The organism is Leuconostoc pseudomesenteroides KCTC 3652 (assembly GCF_014634745.1).
Taxonomy (GTDB): domain Bacteria; phylum Bacillota; class Bacilli; order Lactobacillales; family Lactobacillaceae; genus Leuconostoc; species Leuconostoc pseudomesenteroides.
Genome location: NZ_BMBP01000002.1, coordinates 69,501 through 91,478 on the forward strand (window position 1 = coordinate 69,501; position 21,978 = coordinate 91,478).

Genomic DNA, 21,978 nt, shown 5'->3' on the forward strand with positions numbered 1-21,978 from the left:
TTATTTTATCAAGTGCCTAGTTAGTCAGTTTCCCACGCATATGCGCCGCTACTCCCGCAAGGGTGTGAAATCAAAATGAACGAACTGTTAATTGTCTTTAAATTTTATCATGTCATTTTTTTTATTGCAAATTTAATGCACGTCGATCACAAGTTTTGTATTGCGTACTCGCAAACTAGCACCAACAAAAATACATCTACTTTTCATCACTCGGAGTTACCTTAGTGTTGTACGTTTTTTCAATAAAGTGTTTGATTTCAGTCACGAGTTCAATCACTGATGGTGAGGCTACTTTACTTTTGTTGGTGACTAACACAATTTTTCGGCTGGCTGGCTTTTCAAAGGGAATTATTGCTATGTTTCCAGGATTCTTTTGCAATGCCAATTTTGGTAATATACCCAACCCAATACCTGCTTCAACCATTGCAATAATCGACTGATCATCAATTGAAAAATTGATGGCATTTGGCTCGACACGATAATAATCTAAAATTAGCTTTGTGTCTCTGTCATAATCAACTTTCTGTAAAATAAACTTGTGATTCACGATATCTTGTTCTGTCATAGTTTGGCCATTCTTTGGTACAAACCCTTCTGGTGTCACACAATAAATTGGATCTTCTAAGAGTGGTATGACGTCAAGATTTTCACTGACGGGCAACGTTGTAAAGCCGACGTCCAATTCCCCAGATTTGATATATTGCGTAATTTCTTCAAAACTACCTTGCACAATTGAAATATCTATTTCTGGGTATTTTTTGGAAAACACGCCTAAAATGTGAGGTAACCAATTAATGCAGACACTACTAAAAGCGCCAATTTTGATTGAACCTGATTGTAGTCCTTTAATGTCATCACTAATTTGCATTAGCGTCGCCTCATCCGACAGTAATTGCTGAATGTATGGCAGCACTTGACTACCTTCAGAGGTCAAAGTCATGCCCGAACGGCTTCTCAAAAAAAGCGGAAACCCTAACTGCTCTTCCAGTTGATTGATAGAGTGACTAACGGCGCTCGGTGTTACATTTAACAGTTGTGAGGCGTGAAAAAAAGACCCATAACGCACTACCGAAACAAAGACGTGATAAGAAAAGGTTGACATGATACACTCCTTAGAATACTTTTTTTCATGTAAAATTGAAAAAGTTTAATTTTATTAATTATACAAGATACTTTAATATATAACATAGTGATTGGGGGAAAATAAATTGGCACAAACTAACAAATTATCACGTACATTATCTGGTCGTCATATCAACATGATTGCCCTGGGCGGTACAATCGGCACTGGTCTATTTTTGGGCGCTGGTGATTCAATTCAAAAAGCTGGACCATCTATTATCTTAATCTATATGATCAGCGGTTTTTTTATTTTTTCAATGATGCGGGCACTGGGTGAACTCTTGCTATCCGATCAAAATCAAACGGTTTTTATTGGTTTTATGAAAAAATATTTGGGTAATCGCGTGGGATTCGTTATGGGATGGACCTACTGGTTAGGTTGGACCATTATTGCCATGGCAGAATTAACAGCGATTGGCAAGTACATGCAATTTTGGTTACCACAATCACCAGCTTGGTTGTGGGAATTGATATTTCTTGTCATTTTGTATAGCATGAATATTTTCGCAGTTAAGGCTTTCGGTGAAACAGAATTTTGGTTTGCTCTGATAAAAATAATTGCCATTTTATCAATGATTGGTATTGGCATATTTATGGTTGTTTTTCATATTCATAGTGAAGTAGGCACAACTAAATTATCAACTTTATGGGTGCATGGCTTAGTAGCTAATCATGGTAACAGCATATTGTCGGCTTTTCAGATGGCATTTTTCGCATTTTTAGGTGTTGAATTTGTTGGCATAACGGCCGCAGAGACGAAAAACCCGCTTAAAACAATACCAAAATCTATCAACACCATCATTATTCGAATTCTCATTTTCTACGTGGGTGCTTTACTCGCTATTATGACAATTCAACCATGGACCAATTACACTGCAAGCATGTCACCCTTTGTTCAAGTTTTTTCAGGAATAGGTATTCCTGCAGCAGCCGGAATCATTAATTTTGTCATTTTGACAGCCGCTGCTTCGTCTCTGAATAGTGCTTTGTTCACAACTGGCCGTATGATTTTTTCTTTATCACCAAAACAAAGTTTTTTTAATCGACTGAATCAACATTTCATTCCAATGCGCGGTATCACCGTATCAGCAATTTTAGTTGCTTCTGTCATTTTAGTTAACATGATTTTCCCAAAAGATGCTTTTGGATTAGTCACAGCCACTGCGTCAGCGACATTTATTATTATCTATATTTTTCTTTTACTTACCCACATCAAGTACCGACACTCTCAGGATTTTTTGAATGGTGGCAAAAAATTTCTAATGCCGGGTGGCATATTCTCAAGTTATCTCACCATATTGTTTTTGTTGTTTGTATTTTTTATTTTATTATTTTCAAAGGCAACCATGTTAACAACTTTATTGGCAGTTTGCTGGTTCCTGATACTTTTCACAATTAGTTTTGTCAAAATAAAAAAATAATTTTCAAACAGTTACAACCGTATCGTTGACGATATTCACTTATGGCGTGATTGTTGTCTCGGTTACGAACACATAATTTACCATACACAAAAGGTGTTCGCCACAATTCTTTTCTTTGCGGCGAACACCTTTTTGCTTCTTACATTTCGATTAAAACTTTTGCTGATTGGTTACTATCCTTGGCAATCGCAAATGCTTCCCTGAAGTCGCTCGCTGGAAATATTTGCGTCACAACAGTCTGAATTGCAGGATTCTGAGACAAAATATCAAGCGCTAAATCAATCTCGTCATTAAAACGAAAACTACCTTTATAGGTTAATTCTTTCCCATTAATTGCGGAAATGTTCACCGAAATATTTTGATCAATCATCATGCCAACCTGCATAATCGTTGCACCTAAAGCCGCTGCTTTGAAAGCAGCGCTGATGGCGGGTGCAGCGCCCGAACATTCTAAAATTAAATCAAATTCATTATCTGGTAAATTATCTGTCGCAACATTAATCGTGTGATTCACTCCTAAAGCTTCAGCACGTTTTAACGGCGCGTTTAAAACATCAGATATGGTGACATTACTAGCACCTAATGCAACTGCGCCCCCGGCAGCTAACAAACCAATCGGACCAGCACCTGAAACCAAGACGCGTTTATCCTTCACACCCTCCGCCAACTTGATAGCATGCAACCCAACAGCCAATGGCTCTGCCAAAGCAGCTGATTTTAATGACAAGTTATTTGGCACGATACGAATTTGATCTGGACGAATAGCCATTTTTTCAACCATCCCGCCTTGTGTATGTGGCATATATTGCGCCGATCCTAAGTACCGCCCATTTGGCCAAATTTCAGGACGTTCTGCAAGCTGGTCCTGTTTGTCACCAAATGTCGCTGGATGAACTGTTATATTGGTCCCCGCTGGAATAGTCTTACCATCGATCGTAACTAATTCATCAAGTACCCCACTGATTTCATGTCCTGGAATCAGCGGTTCGCGAATAACTGACTGCCCCACCGAACCGTCAGCTAAATAGTGAAGATCCGAGCCACAAATGCCAATGTATTTGGGACTAAATATGACTTCTCCCGACTTCTTTTCGGGTGTGGGTAAGTCTTTCAAATCAATAGTTTCTTTGCCAGAAATAACGATTGCTTTCATCAAAAATTCTCCTTTTCTATGTAAGCGCTTACGTAATTACAAATAGAATATATACCAAGCATTAGCTATTGTCAATTAATTGAACTAGTAACCCTTTTTCTACCCCCAAAAACCATGACACCTGATGTTGTCATGGTTTTACTCAAAAATCGAGAATTTTAGTATATATGCTTTTATTTTTTCCTGATGCGCACTATTAATATCACAGCTGTCAACAATCTCGCCACCATATTTACGGTAAAATGACAAGGCATTATTTTCAGCTAATACCTCGACGTACATATCTTGGTACCCAAGTCTGCGTACATTATTTTTTGCTACTAAAAATAATTGCTCCCCAATCCTTTGTTTTTGATACTGTTGCAGTAAATAAAGTGTTGCTAAAAAAGCACAATTTTCCTCATGATATTCTCTAACCTCAATGGAACAAAATCCAACAATTTGATTTTCAACTTCAGCAACGTAAACCTGCTTTTCTTCGTCAGCTAACGTTTCTTGCCACCCAGTCTTTCGTGTTTCCGAATTTAAGTGATTTAAAAAATAACTCGAAAAAATATTGCTGTACGTCTCCTGCCATGATTTAATGTGCACGTTAGTTATAGGCAAAGCATCAATTATGTTTGCGCTTCTAATTGTTATATTTGACATGGCATCCCTTTCGTATGTTTTATATTGTGTCACAATTCTGCTACTAAAATGACCATTTTGAATTATTGCAACTCGGCATGATCACTTGTTGTTGGAGTAATAATGAGTGATTCTATACGTTGCATGTTTAATCTATACTTATTACGACCAATTTTATCAATGAATCCTTCGTCTACAAGTTGGTTATAGGTGTACAAAAGATGTCGATAACTGATGCCTAAATATTCCATAACCAGTTGATGGGGTTCACTATATTCAGAGTTATAGGCATCATTCAGCATAAAAGTCGCTAATCTTTCCTTAAATGAATACGCTTTAGCAGTCAACATCAAATCAGTACGTTTGATAATTTTATTAGCCAAATAATGATTAAATTGTTGTAAAAAAGCAACATCATTAATCAAATATTTAGTTACTATTGCTTGCGGAATTGCTAAACAAACGCTGCTTCCTAAAGATGCTACCTGCTTGTAGCTAGTAGTGACTCCGACTAACTCTAACTCACCAATCCAATCATTTCTATTCAAAAATTCTAGCAGTGTGCTCTCACCGTCATTGGATAAAAAAATGACCTTGGCTCGTCCTTGAAGTAATAATAGAAGCCTTTTTTGTGTTTGATTTTCTTCAGAACTAGTTATAATATCGCCATTCTTAAAATAATAAATTTCACTATTTTTGTACACGTCCTTTGATAAATTTTTTAAATTGTACTGTTCAATCATGGTTGATGTAATCATAATTCACCTCCCTAATGTGCGATTTAGCATATTTGGATTATATCACATTGGTTATACTAAGAATAACATCAATCATTTAGGAGAATAATCATGATTAAAAACATCATTTTTGATTTAGATGACACCTTACTAGATTTTCAACGTGGTGAATATGAAGGTGTTCGTAGTATTTTAAAAAATGCCGGTGCCCCCGATATAGAAGAAGCCTTCAAAATATATGGCCGAGTCAATGCTGCTGTTTGGCAGCAAATCGAATCTGGTGATGCAGCACAACCACTATTGAATCGCCGGTTTTCTGATACCCTAAATCAATTAAATATTAAGTCCGACGGTCAACAATTGGAGCAAATATATCGTGACCATCTTAACCATAATTTTCACGTTATTCCTGGCGCCACAAATCTATTAAAACAACTCAAATCAAATGGATTTAGACTAATTGTGGGGACAAACGGTGTTGCAAAAACACAACATGAGCGATTAGTTGGTTCAGGAATCAACAGTTATTTTGATGAAATTTTTATTTCTGAAGAAATCGGTTACCGAAAACCGGAGCCTCAATTTTTCGAAACAATCTTAGACAATAATCCTGACCGAAACATCAGCAACACTGTGATGATTGGTGATCGCCTTTCAGCCGATATTGTTGGCGCTAATGCCGTTGGTATGAAAAGTATCTGGTACAATCCCCATCAAAATCAAACCACCAGCAAATCAGCTCCCACCTACATCGCAAATGACTATCAGGATATTTTAGACTTAATATTGTGATTGCAAGCCAAAATAGTTATCGTCTATCAAAAACAGCTAGTAGCGGAACGTCTTTGCGCGTTCCACCAATAGCTGTTTTTAAATGTCAAATGAAATATTATTTGTATTATGCTCGACACTAGCCGGTGTAATTTGAACTAACTTAACAGCAGATGAATTCGCAATTTTTAAAAAGGCTTCCCCAACTGGCAATGCCATTAACGCTAGGCGAGAATTCTGTATTGCTGGTGGCAGCGCGTCAATTTCCTCTGGACTACCTAATCGATGACAAATTAGGCTCCCAAATTGTCCGATTAGTTTTGCGGATAAATCCAGTGGACTTTGTGTACTCATCATCAAATCGACACCAACTTTGCGGCCTTCACGTAAAATTGAAAAAATGCCATTGTCCGCTGCGATTACCTTGGGCAGATACCGATGTGCTTCATCAATAAAAATGACAACCGGAAATTGCTGTGGAAAGCGCTGTCGATTAAGCATCACTTCACGCGTTAAAATATCTATTAAAGTTTGGCTAAAATGTATGTCGTTTGCGTATTCAGATAAATCAATGATTAGGCTTTGTTCTGAAGCTTGGTGGGTTACAAACAAATTAATTAAATAGCCAACATCATAGTGAACAACATGATTATCACTGCTGTCTTCCGGCAATTCAGTCACCTTCATTGCGCGTAACGTCAGCCGTAATGTCTCCAAGTCAGACCAAACACGCTGTATCATGTCTTGATCATATTGCTGCCCAAGCAACGTGAAATCGGCTTTATCATCATTTCTGGGGATGACAAATTCTTCAACTAACTGATCAGCAATCAGATTGAGATCGAAGTCCTTATTAGCAATGCTCAAACGTTTGAGATTAAATTGATGACTGTCCCTTGTTCTATTAATTTTTTTATAAACTGACGGCGAGTTGAGAACATTACGTGAAATTTGCAAGCTTTCAATCGCAAGTGGTAATTTTGACAATAATTGGGGATGAGTGATATTTAACATTTTGCCAATTTCATTGGCATTCAAATGATTAATATCCAAAAAACTATCCCTTCCAAGTACAACACGTCTTGAATCTGGAATTGATTGATATTCTCCCGTTGGATCAAGAATGATTAGATTTTGGTGAAATGTCTTCATGCCCATCATAATCGCTAGTGCCGTTGTAGACTTGCCACTACCAGTTACACCAGTAATCAAAAGATGTTGCGCCAACAAACTGTCCAATCTAACCGGTTCATATTGTTGATTAACGCGATTAAAAAATAATGTTTCAAATCTTGTTTCCACTTGTTATCCCCCTTAGTTTAAAACAAGGTAATCGTACCACTATATGCCATAAAAAAAAACAGCAAACGATTATTTTCAGAGATAGTGTAAAATAGATAACAGTACTAAGGAGTGGAGAATTAACCTATGGCTTCTGAAATCACATTAAAAACAATTGAAACACACGATTTGCAAGATTTTTGGCAAATCAGCTATGGTCCATCGGCTGACTTGAAATGGATGAGCCTAAACGGTCCGTACTTCCACGATCCAGTCCTGAATTGGGAAGATTTTTATCAGCGCTTTTATCCGGCCAACATTAATAACCCGATGGTAAAACTGATTATTTATAACGGTGAAATTGTTGGATTGGTTTCAGCGTATTGGGATGATGGTAAACTAAAACAGTGGTTAGAAGTTGGTATTGTGATTTATGACGCCAATAAATGGGGGTTGGGCATTGGTGGCGTTGCTTTAAAGCAGTGGCTTAATGAAATGTTTACGCTTTTTGATTACTTACCACATATTGGTTTCACAACATGGTCTGGTAACATCGGTATGCAAAAATTGGGTGATAAAGTGGGCATGACAAAAGAAGGTGTGATTAGAAAAGTAAGGTATTGGCATAATCAGTATTATGATTCAGTTAAGTACGGTATTTTGAGAAACGAACTATAGAGAGTGTCCGTCACCTCTTATTTTCAAGTTTACAAGCAACTTTTATTAGTTTATAATGTCATCTATTATGTATTTCAAATAAAATTTTAATTTAAGGAGATTTATTTGTGTTCAGCTTTAAATATGACGATGATGTTAGTCTATCATTGCCCTTACCAGATCAGGATTCAGAAGCATTGTACGCGCTAGTCGAAGACAGCCGTACTACCCTGTCCCAATGGTTGCCGTGGGCTGATCAGCTCCGCTCTGCAGATGATGAAAAACAGTTTCTAAAAACAACGCTAACGCACTTCGGTACGGGGGATTCTTTAAATTGTGTGATCCGTTATCGTAATCAGCCAGTTGGTATGGTCAGCTTTAATCGAATTGATAAAGCACATCAACATTCAGAAATCGGCTATTGGCTAGGCAATCAATGGCACCACAAAAACATCATGCATCGTGCCGTCACGGCTTTACTAACAATTGGCTTCACAGAATACAACCTACGCAAGATCATTATAAATGTCGACGTTAATAATGACGCTAGTAATCACGTTGCTCAAAAATTAAACTGTCATTTGGATGGTACTAAACGTGACGACATCTTATACAACAATGGTAAATTTGCAGATATGAACGAATGGTCATTATTACGTTCAGAGTGGGAAAAACACGATAAAAAAAGCAAAGAATAATTTCATTCTTTGCTTTTTTTCGTGTTTAAATCATATACTGCATATCAAAGTCTATTACGCCAAGATATTGATTTGTCGTTGGGTTCCCTACGTCTTTAAACCCCTGTTTTAAATAGAATTTATGCGCTGAGGCACGCGCTGATAAGCTGACTTGTTGATAGCCTTGCTTTTTGAAATCATCAAGTGCCCAGCGAAACAATCGTGATCCGAGTCCCTGCTGTTGATATGACATATCGACAGCAAAAGATACTAAACGCACGGTAGCGGTATTTTTTTGGTAAGTTGAAAATGTTGCCACCAACACATCAGCGACCGTAATGCCATAAAACTGATTATTTTGCTCAATCACTATTTCTTCAGGTGTAATTAATTTGCCGAGAGGCCCCCTTAAAACAGCATTTCTCAAATCAATATTTTGTTGATAAAGTTGCTTATTTGCAGTTGTAAATTTTTGAAAAAATGGTTGGTTAGTCACAGTATTAGTGCCCCGTTTCATCATTTGATGCCACCATTTTATCATACTCAACGATAAAAATAGTCACCACGATTTAATTTATCAAGAAACTCTTCAGGCGTTTTGTGTTTTTTGTAATAATAGGTTTTATCATTTTCATTAATCTCACGCGCAACCTTAGCAGGATTGCCAAAAGCGACTACATTGGCAGGAATATCTTTTGTGATGACACTGCCCGCGCCAATAACTGAATTTTCACCAATTGTGACGCCTGGTGTAATTGTGACATTAGCACCAATCCAGACATTGTCACCAATTGTAACTGGAAATGCATACTCGGCGCCTTCCTTAGTCCTTAAATCTGGATCAATGCTATGACCACCAGTATAAATGCCTGTGTAAGGTCCAATTAAAACATTGTCTCCAATGTGAATTGGTGCAGCATCAGCCAACGTCAAATTATTATTACCAAAGAAATTGTCACCAACGTGAATATTGAAACCATAATCAACTTGTAGCGGAATTTCGATAAAAATATTTTTACCCGTCTCACCTAATAAACTTTCTAAAATATCTTGACGTTTCTTTAAGTCACGATGTCTGAGCTGATTATATTCAAAAATTTTATCTCTTGCACGCATATTCAGTTCAAACAAAGCTTCATCTTGATGATATAAATCGCCTCTAATCATTCGTTGATATTGAATATCATCTTTTTCATTCATAAATTAATCGCCTTTCATCACGTCTGCTTATTGCCTTGTCGTTTCATTTCTTCACTGAACGATTTGAACCTACTTTTTTGCATAATTTTCAATCAAATCGCGTAGCTGCCTGAAATCCTTTTTAACATCATAATCATGCCGTTTTTGTGCTACGAGATAACGCATGAGTTCTTTAATGCGGTCAATGTCAGTTTCATCAGTATAATCAATCCAGTTCACATGCTCTAACCAGTCAATGTATGCATGTTTACCTTTGCCATAACTATTACCAAATAGTAAACACGGCGTACCTGTTAATACAGAAAAAACCATCGCATGCCAACGGTCGGTGATAATCATTTCTTGATGTGAAAACAACTCTAGTTCTGCGTCAAAGAGAGCTTCACGCGTAACTGGTGTTATTTTTTGTGGATCGTCTAAAACAGTATCAACACGGTCAATTGGACGTTCTGTCCCAAGCATTGTTTTGATGTTATCAATTGTACTTTGCTTAACCACTTTCTCAGAGTCGTGACGTAGCACAAACAAGGCGCCGTGACGTTTGAATTTTAGATCAACAGCATTCATATATAGCACCATGTCAGGTGTAAATATGACTGGATTATCGAAAGTTGTTTGCATGCGATGAAAACTTTGTGCATCACGTGCAACAAGCACAAGATTGGGATTCATGCGATATGCTGCTTGGCTTTTTTTCTTTTCAACCTCACCGTCCTCATTTTCTTCAAAATGGATTGACTGTGGAAATGAAATCGTCAAGTTATTGACAAAAGTTGAAAAGACTTTACGTCTCGCTTCTTCATGATTATGATACAAATTTCCCATGTTACCACCACCAGTAAAAGCAATGATATCCTTGGGCTGTAAATGTTCTTGGATGACTGGAATAGCGTAATCGTCATCTTCTTCAATAATTTCAATATATTGATATTCTGGAAATTCATTTTCGACATATCGTCGTTCTGCTAATGAAACAGCTTGATCGCCCATGTTAGTATAACTAGGCACACCAAACATATAAAATTTTGGCCGATCATTGTCAGGAATTTCGTGGACAACTGCGGTTGTATCAACATAAAAATTTGCCATTTGACTAACTACTCCTTTGATATATTATAATTTAGCATTTTGATAAGCATGAGACATTTTGCGACCATTAACAAATAGAATCGATAATATTATGCTGATGCCATTTGTTACTGCAAACACAAAGAAGACAACCGCTGTGCCTAACCACGCAATCAACTGCGGATAAATCAAACTAATGAAAAAATTAGTAATCCATGTTGTCGCGGTTGCCACGGACATGAATTGTGCTTTAACTTTTCCGGGAAACATTTCCGCCAACAACAACCAAGTGACAGGACTGACGATACCTTGATGATTCGCCAAAAACAGCGTCAATGCAATCAATACTAATGCATTTGTGACAGTTTGAGAGAATATAGTCGATTTCAGAATAGCACCTAACAATGCCAAAAAGACTACGTTACCAATTAAACCGATAATCAATATCCGATGATGATTAGTTTTTTCAATCATTCGAGTACCAAAAATACTTGCAATCACAGACACAACACCGATTAAGATATTTGCATAAAGTGATCCCCCTTCACCCATACCAACTTTTTCAAGTAAAATAGTGCCATAATACATGACCGTATTAACACCTGAAATTTGCTGAATTAATGCTATTACAATACCAGTAATTAACAGGTACAGTAATGTTTTATTTTGCAGTGCGCGCGACCAGCTAAATTCCTGGTCATCTGATTCTTCAATCGCTTCAGTTTCACTTTTAATAAGTGAATTTGTATTCTTAAATCCCAAACGACGGAACAACTGTCTGGCGCGATTGAAACGTCGCTTGAATAATAGCCATTGGGGGCTACCGCTAATACGAAATGAATTAATCCATAAAATCACAGATGGGACGGCCGCCGATAGAACCATCACACGCCAGATAGGTCCCCAATCACCCCAAATATTGCCTAAAATGGCATTAACAACAAAGGCACAAAGTTGCCCAAGAACAATAAAAATAGCATTTTTGTTAACATTTGCACTTCGTAAGTTATCCGGCGAAATTTCTGCCAAATACATTGGTGACAAACTCGATGCAGCACCAACTGCAATACCGAGAACAAACCGAAAGATTGACATAGACCAAAAATTTATAGCCGCTGCACACAGTACAGTTGCCACCGTAAAAATAATCGCAATCAATCGCAACGTTTTTTTACGACCAAATTTGTCAGCTACTTTACCACACCCTAGTGCACCAATACAGGCACCGATTACTAGTGAACTTGAAACAATGCCTTGTAATGATGGTGTTAGATTTAGTTGGTCTGATCGACTCATAAAAGCTAAGGCACCGTTGATCACACCAGTATCATAACCAAATAGGAAGCCACCTAAGGAAATAACATAAACACAATAATTCAAAAAATTAAGTTTAACTTTTTTATTTGTTTTGTTTTGCATACTTATCAATTCTGTCCTTTATTTGTTTTCGCTTTTTCCTATCTAACCACTTTAATAACAGCGAGATGTCAAAAAGTGTTTATAAAAAAGCCTCATTTGTATGAAACAAATTAAAGACTTAGTTACTCATTTATTCGAATTAAGCTTAATCCGCCTTTTTGTAATCAGCGTTTTTAGGATTATGGTCAAAGACATTTTCTTTGTCAGTTGACTCAGGATCATCCTTCTTGTTTTGTGATTTAACATCAATTTTTTCTTCTTCAGACATACAAATATTCTCCATTCATCCAGTTTGAAATCAATAATTCTTGTAACAGGTGACTGAATAATTAGCGGTGATCGCGTTCACGGCCATTTATTAAGTCACCAAAACAATTCGTGTTTCAAATAAAACTCATGTCTCCTTCCACTTGTATTAGCGATTACATTAATAATACCACTTTGGTTAAATAAGCAATAAAATAAGGCTCAAAAATTGGTTTAACAATTTTCGAGCCTCTGTAAATCTGTTGGTTTAATTTCAATCCGAATAGTGTTGTAAAATTGACACAATTCGTTGACTGGCTTTACCATCGCCGTATGGATTCTTGGCAATTGCCATTTTCTGATAAAGGACATTATCAGTCAGTAATGCTAACATATTGGATAAGACAACGGATTTATCTGTACCAATCACTTTCAACGTTCCCGCATCAACCCCTTCAGGCCGCTCTGTGGCATCACGTAACACCAAAACTGGTTTATTTAATGAAGGCGCCTCTTCTTGTACACCACCCGAATCAGTCATCACAAAATAGCTTCGTGACATTAGATTGTGAAAATCAACAACATTCAGAGGGTCAATTAAATGCACTTGAGAATTATTATCAAAAACATCATGAGCCAAGGTTTGAACGGCTGGGCTTAAATGAACTGGGTAAATCACATCCACATCAGGACGTAATTGCGTCAGTTCATTAACAGCTTGGAAAACATTAGCCATTGGTTGTCCCTGATTTTCACGACGATGCATCGTTAATAAAATTATTTTATGATCTGATGGGATTTGGGATAAGACATCGTGGTTATAGCTTTTGTCAATCGTATATTGCATGGCATCAATGACAGTATTACCCGTCACAGCAATTTTAGACGATTGAATGCCTTCTTTTAACAGGTTTTCTTCACTCAAAGTTGTTGGCGCAAAATAAATATCTGACAAACGATCTGTGAGTTGTCGATTCATTTCTTCAGGATAAGGCGAATATTTATCCCATGTTCTTAGGCCGGCCTCGACGTGCGCAATAGGTATTTGGTGATAAAACGCACTCAAACTAGCTGCCATTGTTGACGTTGTGTCCCCATGGACTAAAACAAAATCTGGTTTTTCTTGGTCGATTACCACATCTAAGCGAGACAAAATTTTAGTTGTAATCGTCGTCAATGTTTGGTTTTTTTCCATAATGTCGAGATTATGGTCTGCATGCAGATCAAACAAATCCAAAACTTGATCTAACATTTCTCGATGTTGTCCAGTCACAACAACAATTGAGCTCATACCAGATGTCTTTTCGATTTCTTTGATAACTGGTGCCATTTTGATTGCCTCTGGTCGCGTGCCAAAGACGGACATAACTTTAATCATTTAATCCTCCTAAGATTGAAAGAACTGTGAGTGTTGCGTCGTAATAATGCAAATCTGCCATTGAATCAGATAATATGATTTTCTGATTCTTAAATAAAATATCGTAGCCATAGTCGTGATTAACAGAGGCTGCATAATAAATCGGTGCGTTGAAACTAGCCATCGTTTGACTATTTAAGGATTTACCCTTTAACGTATATCCAGCGCTAATGGTACTTTGTTTTTTGAAAAAATTCATGAGCTTAGTCAGTACCTTTTTTGCTTGCTTATCCGACGAATCGGCCAACATCATCGGTACTCGACAAGCATTGGCAGAATAATCTCCGTCATTTGCACCCGCAACGCTATTGGCTTTAGCAGGTTTTGCTTTTGAATGGCTCACTACCGCAAAGTCCGGTAACAAACCGCTCTGGTTCCTAGCACTTAAATCAGACAAATATTGCAACATGTTGGTATTGACTGTCTGCCAAGTTGAATCTTTGGTCACTTCGTGTAAATTGTCAAATACACTCGGCATGACATCGGAAGTTCTCATGATTTGATAATAATCAGAAGATTTAGTTACCCAGCTTCCTGTTGTTAAAAATTTATCTTTCTGGTTGTATTCATATTTCAAGATATCATCAGCTATCTTTTTTGCTAAGTTACGGTACTTTGAAGCAGATTGTGGCCATGTTTTAGCGGCCGTTAATAATGATTGCGCAATATATAAATCGCCATCAGTTGCTGATTGGTCGGAGCCCACCCACTTTTGAGATTTGTTATATTGTTGTTGCCAAGACATTAAGTAGGTTTTTTCAGCCTTATTATTATCAGTTTTTACTGTAATACGATTTTCCAAATAATAGGCTAGTAATCGTTCAAATTGCGATTGTTTCGCCCAACCTTTTTGGCCCGCTTTAGCGATAATTTGCATGCCATAACCTTGTCCCTCCGACAAAGCTACCGGTTTCTTTTTGTTTTTAATCGTATTAATCAAGTCTTGTTTTGAATTATACTTGACAATAAATTGATGTTGCCAATCCTGATATGCTTTGTATTTCACGTCTGTTTCGTGATTTATTCTTAATGCAATTAGGACACCAATATAAGCCAAAATAATTAAAAGGCTTAATATAACTGGATACTTGTTGGATTTCATTTTGATAACCTCCTACTTGATTAATCTTCAAATCGCTTTGTTTTAACCCAACGTGTGCCATTCCTTTTAAATATCTTATCCATCAAAACCTGTAATACAGCGTGTACAGAAACAATAATAAACAGTTGCGAATATGTGAAATATGATGCCAAAGCAATTCGAACTGATTTAGCCGTAGTCTGACCAAATTGCGAAGCCAAAGCAATACTGATTTGTAACATATACAGTAGGATCATCAAAAGCCAATTAAAAACGAGCACTTGTGATATCTGCGTATTGCCTTGTGTAAATGTAAATGGCATTTGCGTGTTGGGATCAAACCAACTCCAAATCATAAATCCAAAATTAACCAAAAAAATGATGTCTGATAGAATGACTGCCGAATTAAAGATAAAAAATGTCGATGTAAAGTAGAATGTTTCAAACTTAACGCGCCAATTACTCTTGTTAAACAAATTTTTAAAGTTATCAAGAACGACTTGATAGTTACCTTTTGCCCATCGAAGGCGTTGAAAATAATAATCTTTAAGATGCTCTGGTTCTTGCTGAAAGGCTTCAGAGTTGTATGCAAGAGCAATTAGTTTACCACTTTGCATAATTTTAAACGAAATATCGGTGTCTTCTGTTAAAGCACCGTCACTCCAACCACCAATGCTGTCAACAAAATCACGTTGAATAATAAAATTGGTTCCTGGAATTCGACCAATTTTAAACATGTGCCACATAGCAATGTGTTGAATACGTTGGCTGACCATAATTTCTTGATTAATGAAGCGAGTTAAGTAATTTTGATCAGCATTTCTAGTTTTATTACGTCCGAATACGGCCATATACCGGTCCGGATTTTCCAGTGCTTTTTGAACTAGGAAGTATAATGCATTTTTTTCTGGCATGGCATCTGCATCATAAACGGCAATAAATTCACCGCGGGCAATTTTGAGAGAATCGTTCAAAACCCCGGCCTTACCACCTGTACCCGTTCGCTCAATTATTTTGTAGTTGCGTCCTGCGTGCTGCTCATCGGCGAAAGCCTGACGCATGCGATCTGCTGTGTGGTCCGTGGAATTGTCTGAGTATAGTAACAATTCAACTTTATCTTTTGGATAATTAAGTGCTAACAATGCTCGTGTTGTATTTTCAATCACGATTTCTTCGTTATGCGCAGGTACGACAACTGTTATAAGTGGATAGCGTGACAACGCTGGTGTCTCGATAATACGATGGCTATTTTTAAACCAAAAATGAATTGCCCCACTTAACATGACAAATGAAATGAACAGTGACAACCAAATTAACATCAAAGTCACAATCATCAATAGCTGATTAATCGTTTGCATTCAAGTCACCTCTGGCCTTTAACTCGCGCAAATGCAAATTCACTTTCGTGGTCTCAACACGATCATAAATAATCCACATGAAGTACAATAAAACTAACATTATAATGAAAAAGATAATGCTCACAGCAATTGAAAAGAAATAAAAAAAGTTAATCATATCATGTCTCCTGTTAATGCTTTTGCATATATTCAACGATAATGTCTGTCTCCATTTGACGGTAAAGTTTGTTCATAGCTAAATCTAAACTAGAATATTTATCAATATTTTTTTCATTAATATGCATTGTCGCCGTTTTAAATTGTGGTTTAAACCCGTCAACCATGATTGTTGCTAATTGGTCGTTGACATTATTATTCAGTTGCATTAAATTGGTTTCCGACACAGTATGCGAAATAATCAAAAATGTGGCATTGTCAACGTAATAAATTGATTCACCCGGCAAACGATCTTGTTTTAAAATAGTTTGAATAGCTGATAGTATTTCAGCATACTCAGATGCATGAAACTGTTTATATTGTTCATGATGCGACCATTGAACAGCCGTTACATCAATCCAAACCTCTAATTTATTTTGTTTTTGAATAAACTCAGCTGATTTTGAAAAAGTATTGCTGGCGGTGTGCAAGGTTTGGAAGTTGACGGCTGGATCATAATGTTCAACGTAAGCCTCAATGTTGGCACGATTCGTTGCAATCCAGCCCAAATCACCGATAAAATGACGACCTAAAATGGTGACAAAACTTAATATTGGATATGCAGCTATCACAACAATTCGGGTAAAATTAGAAATTAATGGATACCCAATTGTCAGTGTAAATATACCTGCTGCTAAAATCAGTACCACCATCCAAGACAATAAAACACTGGGGATGAAGAGACCTGAAGCAACGGCCAATAGAATCAGTGCCGCCATTGCAACAGTGATGTTATTAGTGCTCATATCGGCCAAAAGCATAAAACTCACTATGGTCATAGCGATTAAAAAAATCGTTAATGTCCCAAATCTAATCATTTTTATTCGTTTCATCACATGCTCCAGTCAATCCGTCGTATCTGTATATAATAGTTTTAATCGCGTTATATATTACTGAAAACATTATATAATATATACGATATATGGTCAATAATCTTATTTAAAAAGGAAACAAAAAACACATATTGTGCATTCAAAGGTACAATATGTGTTTTTTATTTAGAATATTATTTCGTTTTGTGTTGCTGTAATACCAAAATATCTTTTATCACATCACTAATGTTGACGCTCTTCATGCGATCATATGCTGTCGTTTCTATTTCGGAATAAATACCATTGAGTGTTTGTTGGATATTGCCACCAACAATACAGTCTGGATTAGTTTTTGGATCAATATGTAATAAATTATGGTCAATACTAATCGCAATATAGACATCATACAGACTGATTTCTGATGGTAACTTGGCTAACATCGGTGTTACCGCGCCCTGTCTTGTGGTAATAAACCCACTTTCTCGTAACTCACTCATTAAATTTCGGACAACACTAGCGTTGGCACCAATGCTGGCCGCAATCATTTTACTAGATAAATCGCCATCCCGATAAATATCCAGGAAAGCTAAGATGTGTATTGCATCACTTAATTTATATGAAAATCGCATCAGCTGACCTCACTTCCTTCCTAATAAGTATCGCATAAAAAATGACATAACACAGGTTGTTATGTCATTTTTTCTAGACAACTTGCTAATTATCTGATAATCTCTTTCACTGCTTCAGATAAAGGCGTCAAATCATGTCCCAAAATTTGAGGCAAGTCATCACTAGGGTGTGCTAATGAGCCATCATCAATGGGTGTTTGAAATGATGTTACCATAAGTGCTGTGTCATGATCTAAACCATTTTTTTCTAATTGTGACGTATACTCACTTTCAGAAACTTGCTGAATGCTAGATGACGCATTGAAAGCGCTCTTAACTGTCTCACCAAGTGTTGCAAAGTTAATCGAAGGACCAGATAATTCGTAAATTTCTCGTTCAGCACCATTAGCTAAGACGTTCGCTGCAGCTTCTGCATATTCACGTTCTAATGCCCACCCTACTTTTTTGTCTGCCCAATAATAAGCAGAAGCATCACTAGCAGCAGCTTGCAAAAAACTCGTTTCATTTTCTAAATACCAGTTGTTTCGCAAAAATGCGTGCGATAATTTGGCCGACACAATGGCTTGTTCCGTCCCACGGTGGTCTTGCGCTAAGAAATTCTCAGATTCGTCAGCATGCGGAAAACTAGTATAAACAACAAATGACACATGATTAGTTGCTAAAGCATTGACAACATTTTGATGTTGTACTAACCGTGGCACTTCTCCACCCGGCTGCGACGAAATAAATAACACCCGATCAATACCCGACAGCGCTTTCGTCATAGCTGATTCGCTATCATAAGATGCCTCACGTACTTCGATATCCTTGAAAGCTTGTTTAGCCTTTTCTGCGTTCCGCGCGATTAGTACAATGTCTTTTTTATCAACAAGCGTTAGTAAGTGTGACACAGCTGCGCGGCCAAATCGACCAGTAGCAGCAGTAATTGCATATTTAACCATGATAAATTCCTTTCGTAATAAAAAAGTTTATAATTTATTATAACACAACTTGTTGTTTTTAAAACAACAAGTTATTAAAAAACAAAAAAAGACCATAATGGTCTTTAATATGATCTATCTAATATTCTGGTAACCACTTCAAATCTGCAACCGCTGCCTTAGCATCAGTCACGCCTTGTGCGATGCCTTCATCAATGGCAACTTGCGCTACGGCAACAGCAACAATTTCTGAAAATTCATCCAGATGAGAAACAGGTGGCAAAACAGCCGTACTATCGTCTGTTAAAGTGTCAGCTAATGCGTGCGCAGCTGCTGAAATCATGCCCTGCGACAATACTTTTGCACGTGCTGCAATCGCGCCTAATCCCAAACCTGGATAAACTAAAGCGTTATTGCCTTGCCCGATTTGGTAAGTTACACCCTCAAAAGTCACGTCAGCGGCTGGAATACCAGTTGCAATTAATGCTTTACCTTGACTCCATTTGATCAAATCTTGTGCACTTGCTTCAGCGAGCTTGGTTGGGTTAGATAATGGGAAAATAATTGGTCGATCAACATAGCTAGTCATTTCACGAACAATTTCTTCGGTGAAAGTCCCTGGTTGGGTTGACGTGCCCACCAAAATGGTTGGCTTAATTGTTTTAATCACCGCAGTGAGATTGGTGAGTTCGTCAGCATTAGTAAATTCTGAGCGCGAACGAGCAAATGGTTGTTGCGCAGGCGTCAAGGTATCATCATCATCAAACAACAATCCTTGCTTATCAACCATGTAGAAGTGCTTGCGGGCTTCGTCTTCACTCAATCCTTGTTTAACCATTTCAGTATAAACTTGGTTTGCAATCCCAGCGCCCGCTGATCCGGCCCCAAAAGTGACATAAGTTTGATCAGTTAGTTTTTTGCCTGTCAGCTTCATTGCCCCCAAAACACCTGACAAAACGATAATGCCTGTGCCTTGAACATCATCATTAAATGTTAGAATTTTATCTTGGTATTGTTTCAAAATACGTGCTGCATTTGAACGTCCAAAGTCTTCCCAGTGCAAATAAACATTTGGAAATGCGGATTCAATTTCATCAACAAATTTTGCAATGAAATCATCGTACTTTGAACCACGAACACGTTCATGCTGATTTCCTAAGTATAGTGGATCGTAAAGCAATTTTTGATTGTTTGTACCAGCATCAATCACAATTGGCAACACATTTTCTGGATTGATACCAGCTGCAGCAGTGTATACCATCAACTTGCCGACTGAAATATCAACGCCGTTAACGCCCCAATCGCCAATACCTAAAATACCTTCAGCGTCGGTGACAACAACTAATTTAATATCTCGGCCATTTGCTGCACCAAGTAAAGTTTCTTTAATCGCTTCAGGATGGTTGACATCCAAAAATGCTGCCTCTTGTGGATCAACATAATTTTCCGAATAATTCTCGATTGACTCAGCAATTGTTGGATCGTAAACAATTGGCATAAATTCAACAACATGCTGCGAAAAAACTTTGTAAAACAACACGCGATTCGTGTCAAAAATTTGCATTAAAAATTTGCGTTTTTCAATATCTGATGTCTTAGTTTGATATTGTGCGTATACCTGCGCAGCTTGTTGTGCAATTGTCTGAACAACCGGTGGCAATTGACCAACAATATGATATTGTTGACGTTCTGCCTGTGTAAAGGCTGTACCTTTATTTTTAAAAGCATCATTTAAAATATTTGTCATGTCCTGATCTCCTTTTCACTTTATACGCGGATGTGTCATGTCAGCTGGCACAACCCATTTATCAAAATCCGCGGCCGTAATTTTACCAGAAGCAATTGCCGCTTCACGCAGTGTAGTTCCCTCTTTTTGTGCTTTTTGAGCGATATGTGCTGATGTTTCATAACCAATATGCGGTGATAATGCCGTAACAGTCATTAACGACTGATCCACTAAAGCCTTCATTCTATCTGGATTAATGGTCAACCCAGCTACTAATTTATCGTCCCATGATTGAATACTTTCCTGTAACAGACTCACAGAATCAAGATACGTTGCAATGATGACAGGCTTATAGACGTTCATTTCAAAGTTACCTTGTGATGCGGCAAAGTTAATTGTGGCATCATGTCCAAACACGGTAGCAGCAACCATTGTTAGCGCTTCAATTTGTGTAGGATTTACTTTACCAGGCATAATAGAAGAACCCGGCTCATTGGCTGGAATATTAAATTCACCATATCCGGCACGAGGTCCTGACGCCAAAAAACGAATATCATTTCCGATTTTGACTAGGTCAGCACTCAACGTTTTTAAGACTGAGTGAACCATATTGAGACCGGAATGTTCAGCCATGCCTTGAAATTTATTCGGTGCATTCACAAAGGAAACGCCGTAAAGTTCAGCAAGCTTTTTAACGACTTCAACATCATAATCTGGCGCCGTATTTAATCCTGTCCCTACCGCTGTTCCCCCAATGGGCAATTCAAGCAATGTTGGTAAATTTAATTCTAAATAATCGATGTTATGCTGGATACCCGATGCCCAGCCAGAAATTTCTTGTCCGACAGTCATCGGTGTTGCATCTTGTAAATGTGTGCGACCAATTTTAATGACATCTTTATAGTCCTGCGCTTTCTGATCAAATGTTGCTTTGACATGTTTGAGAATGGGCAACAATTTGACAGTCTCCAAGAACGCGGCAATCGCCATTGCAGTAGGAAATGTATCATTTGAACTTTGCGAATGATTGATGTCATCGTTTGGTAGTAAAGGCAAATCCGGTTGTATTTTAGCGGCCAGATGCGCAATGACCTCATTCACGTTCATATTAGTTTGCGTGCCCGACCCTGTTTGATAAACGACTAATGGAAATTGATCTTGGTATTTACCCGTCAATAATTCGTCGACAGTCTTAACAATCAAATCAGCTTTGGCTTGTGATAATTCACCAAGCTTAGCATTCGTTAAAGCAGCTGCCTTTTTGATGTGCAAAATTGCCTTAATGACTGGATATGGCATTCGCCCACCGATTTTAAAATTTTCGTGTGACCGTTGTGTTTGTGGTCCCCACAAGACATCATTTGGAACCTTAACTGGACCAATGGCGTCTTCTTCAATATGATATGCCATGCTAAATCCCCCTTTTTATTTTATTGTAACCGTTTTACTAAATAACAATGT

At 37.6% G+C, this 21,978-nt stretch carries 23 protein-coding genes; 4 read left to right on the forward strand and 19 right to left on the reverse strand.

What is annotated here, in order from left to right:
- Positions 1–196 precede the first annotated feature (196 nt).
- Positions 197–1,102: a LysR family transcriptional regulator gene (locus IEU65_RS02660; RefSeq protein WP_168441486.1), complete on the reverse strand. Its 906-nt coding sequence runs from the start codon at positions 1,100–1,102 to the stop codon at positions 197–199.
- A gap of 106 nt (positions 1,103–1,208) precedes the next feature.
- Between IEU65_RS02660 and IEU65_RS02665 the strand changes: the two genes are divergently transcribed.
- On the forward strand, positions 1,209–2,543 hold the full coding sequence (locus IEU65_RS02665) for an amino acid permease (protein WP_168441487.1): 1,335 nt from the start codon (positions 1,209–1,211) through the stop codon (positions 2,541–2,543).
- Between the two features lie 139 nt (positions 2,544–2,682).
- Here the strand turns inward: IEU65_RS02665 and IEU65_RS02670 are convergent, their stop codons facing one another.
- The 3 genes from IEU65_RS02670 to IEU65_RS02680 form a co-directional block, all read right to left on the reverse strand.
- Positions 2,683–3,696: a zinc-binding dehydrogenase gene (locus IEU65_RS02670; RefSeq protein ID WP_168441488.1), complete on the reverse strand. Its 1,014-nt coding sequence runs from the start codon at positions 3,694–3,696 to the stop codon at positions 2,683–2,685.
- A 138-nt stretch (positions 3,697–3,834) separates the two neighbouring features.
- Entirely contained in the window at positions 3,835–4,344 is a 510-nt protein-coding gene (locus tag IEU65_RS02675; protein ID WP_188352226.1) for a GNAT family N-acetyltransferase, read from the reverse strand.
- Positions 4,345–4,406: 62 nt separating this feature from the next.
- On the reverse strand, positions 4,407–5,081 hold the full coding sequence (locus IEU65_RS02680) for a cyclic nucleotide-binding domain-containing protein (RefSeq protein WP_168441490.1): 675 nt from the start codon (positions 5,079–5,081) through the stop codon (positions 4,407–4,409).
- A gap of 90 nt (positions 5,082–5,171) precedes the next feature.
- Between IEU65_RS02680 and IEU65_RS02685 the strand changes: the two genes are divergently transcribed.
- The gene (locus IEU65_RS02685; RefSeq protein ID WP_168441491.1) at positions 5,172–5,852 is read left to right on the forward strand and encodes a YjjG family noncanonical pyrimidine nucleotidase; all 681 of its coding nucleotides are present in this window, start codon (positions 5,172–5,174) and stop codon (positions 5,850–5,852) included.
- A 78-nt stretch (positions 5,853–5,930) separates the two neighbouring features.
- Here the strand turns inward: IEU65_RS02685 and IEU65_RS02690 are convergent, their stop codons facing one another.
- The gene (locus tag IEU65_RS02690; RefSeq protein ID WP_147651641.1) at positions 5,931–7,133 is read right to left on the reverse strand and encodes an ATP-binding protein; all 1,203 of its coding nucleotides are present in this window, start codon (positions 7,131–7,133) and stop codon (positions 5,931–5,933) included.
- 126 nt (positions 7,134–7,259) lie between these two features.
- Between IEU65_RS02690 and IEU65_RS02695 the strand changes: the two genes are divergently transcribed.
- Both IEU65_RS02695 and IEU65_RS02700 read left to right on the forward strand, forming a co-directional pair.
- The gene (locus IEU65_RS02695; protein WP_147651643.1) at positions 7,260–7,790 is read left to right on the forward strand and encodes a GNAT family N-acetyltransferase; all 531 of its coding nucleotides are present in this window, start codon (positions 7,260–7,262) and stop codon (positions 7,788–7,790) included.
- A 107-nt stretch (positions 7,791–7,897) separates the two neighbouring features.
- The gene (locus IEU65_RS02700) at positions 7,898–8,467 is read left to right on the forward strand and encodes a GNAT family N-acetyltransferase (RefSeq protein WP_147651644.1); all 570 of its coding nucleotides are present in this window, start codon (positions 7,898–7,900) and stop codon (positions 8,465–8,467) included.
- Between the two features lie 25 nt (positions 8,468–8,492).
- Here the strand turns inward: IEU65_RS02700 and IEU65_RS02705 are convergent, their stop codons facing one another.
- The 14 genes from IEU65_RS02705 to IEU65_RS02765 all read right to left on the reverse strand — a co-directional run bounded on the left by IEU65_RS02705 (position 8,493) and on the right by IEU65_RS02765 (position 21,927).
- The gene (locus IEU65_RS02705; protein WP_168441492.1) at positions 8,493–8,966 is read right to left on the reverse strand and encodes a GNAT family N-acetyltransferase; all 474 of its coding nucleotides are present in this window, start codon (positions 8,964–8,966) and stop codon (positions 8,493–8,495) included.
- Between the two features lie 23 nt (positions 8,967–8,989).
- On the reverse strand, positions 8,990–9,646 hold the full coding sequence (locus tag IEU65_RS02710) for a sugar O-acetyltransferase (protein WP_228934291.1): 657 nt from the start codon (positions 9,644–9,646) through the stop codon (positions 8,990–8,992).
- A gap of 69 nt (positions 9,647–9,715) precedes the next feature.
- Positions 9,716–10,735 carry a polysaccharide pyruvyl transferase family protein gene (locus IEU65_RS02715; RefSeq protein WP_147651648.1) on the reverse strand — a complete coding sequence of 340 codons (1,020 nt, stop codon included), beginning with the start codon at positions 10,733–10,735 and terminating at the stop codon, positions 9,716–9,718.
- 24 nt (positions 10,736–10,759) lie between these two features.
- Positions 10,760–12,133, reverse strand: a complete 1,374-nt coding sequence (locus IEU65_RS02720; protein ID WP_168441493.1) for a sugar porter family MFS transporter — start codon at positions 12,131–12,133, stop codon at positions 10,760–10,762.
- A 145-nt stretch (positions 12,134–12,278) separates the two neighbouring features.
- Positions 12,279–12,401, reverse strand: a complete 123-nt coding sequence (locus tag IEU65_RS10440; protein ID WP_004913832.1) for a hypothetical protein — start codon at positions 12,399–12,401, stop codon at positions 12,279–12,281.
- Positions 12,402–12,653: 252 nt separating this feature from the next.
- Positions 12,654–13,757, reverse strand: a complete 1,104-nt coding sequence (gene wecB / locus IEU65_RS02725; protein ID WP_147651652.1) for a non-hydrolyzing UDP-N-acetylglucosamine 2-epimerase — start codon at positions 13,755–13,757, stop codon at positions 12,654–12,656.
- A complete protein-coding gene (locus tag IEU65_RS02730; RefSeq protein WP_147651653.1) occupies positions 13,750–14,898 on the reverse strand; it encodes a glycosyl hydrolase family 8 in 1,149 nt (382 codons plus the stop codon). Before IEU65_RS02730 ends, wecB begins: the two co-directional genes overlap by 8 nt.
- 20 nt (positions 14,899–14,918) lie before the next feature.
- The gene (locus tag IEU65_RS02735) at positions 14,919–16,226 is read right to left on the reverse strand and encodes a glycosyltransferase family 2 protein (RefSeq protein ID WP_147652050.1); all 1,308 of its coding nucleotides are present in this window, start codon (positions 16,224–16,226) and stop codon (positions 14,919–14,921) included.
- Positions 16,222–16,392 carry a hypothetical protein gene (locus IEU65_RS02740; RefSeq protein WP_168441494.1) on the reverse strand — a complete coding sequence of 57 codons (171 nt, stop codon included), beginning with the start codon at positions 16,390–16,392 and terminating at the stop codon, positions 16,222–16,224. Before IEU65_RS02740 ends, IEU65_RS02735 begins: the two co-directional genes overlap by 5 nt.
- 13 nt (positions 16,393–16,405) lie before the next feature.
- A complete protein-coding gene (locus IEU65_RS02745; RefSeq protein ID WP_148423872.1) occupies positions 16,406–17,263 on the reverse strand; it encodes a DUF2721 domain-containing protein in 858 nt (285 codons plus the stop codon).
- A 173-nt stretch (positions 17,264–17,436) separates the two neighbouring features.
- The gene (locus IEU65_RS02750; protein ID WP_147651657.1) at positions 17,437–17,871 is read right to left on the reverse strand and encodes an Rrf2 family transcriptional regulator; all 435 of its coding nucleotides are present in this window, start codon (positions 17,869–17,871) and stop codon (positions 17,437–17,439) included.
- Positions 17,872–17,960: 89 nt separating this feature from the next.
- Positions 17,961–18,812 (reverse strand): NAD(P)H-binding protein, encoded by an 852-nt coding sequence (locus IEU65_RS02755; protein WP_147651659.1) that lies wholly within the window; start codon positions 18,810–18,812, stop codon positions 17,961–17,963.
- Positions 18,813–18,930: 118 nt separating this feature from the next.
- Positions 18,931–20,538 (reverse strand): malolactic enzyme, encoded by a 1,608-nt coding sequence (locus IEU65_RS02760; RefSeq protein ID WP_147651661.1) that lies wholly within the window; start codon positions 20,536–20,538, stop codon positions 18,931–18,933.
- A 15-nt stretch (positions 20,539–20,553) separates the two neighbouring features.
- Positions 20,554–21,927, reverse strand: a complete 1,374-nt coding sequence (locus tag IEU65_RS02765) for a class II fumarate hydratase (protein ID WP_147651663.1) — start codon at positions 21,925–21,927, stop codon at positions 20,554–20,556.
- Positions 21,928–21,978 lie beyond the last annotated feature (51 nt).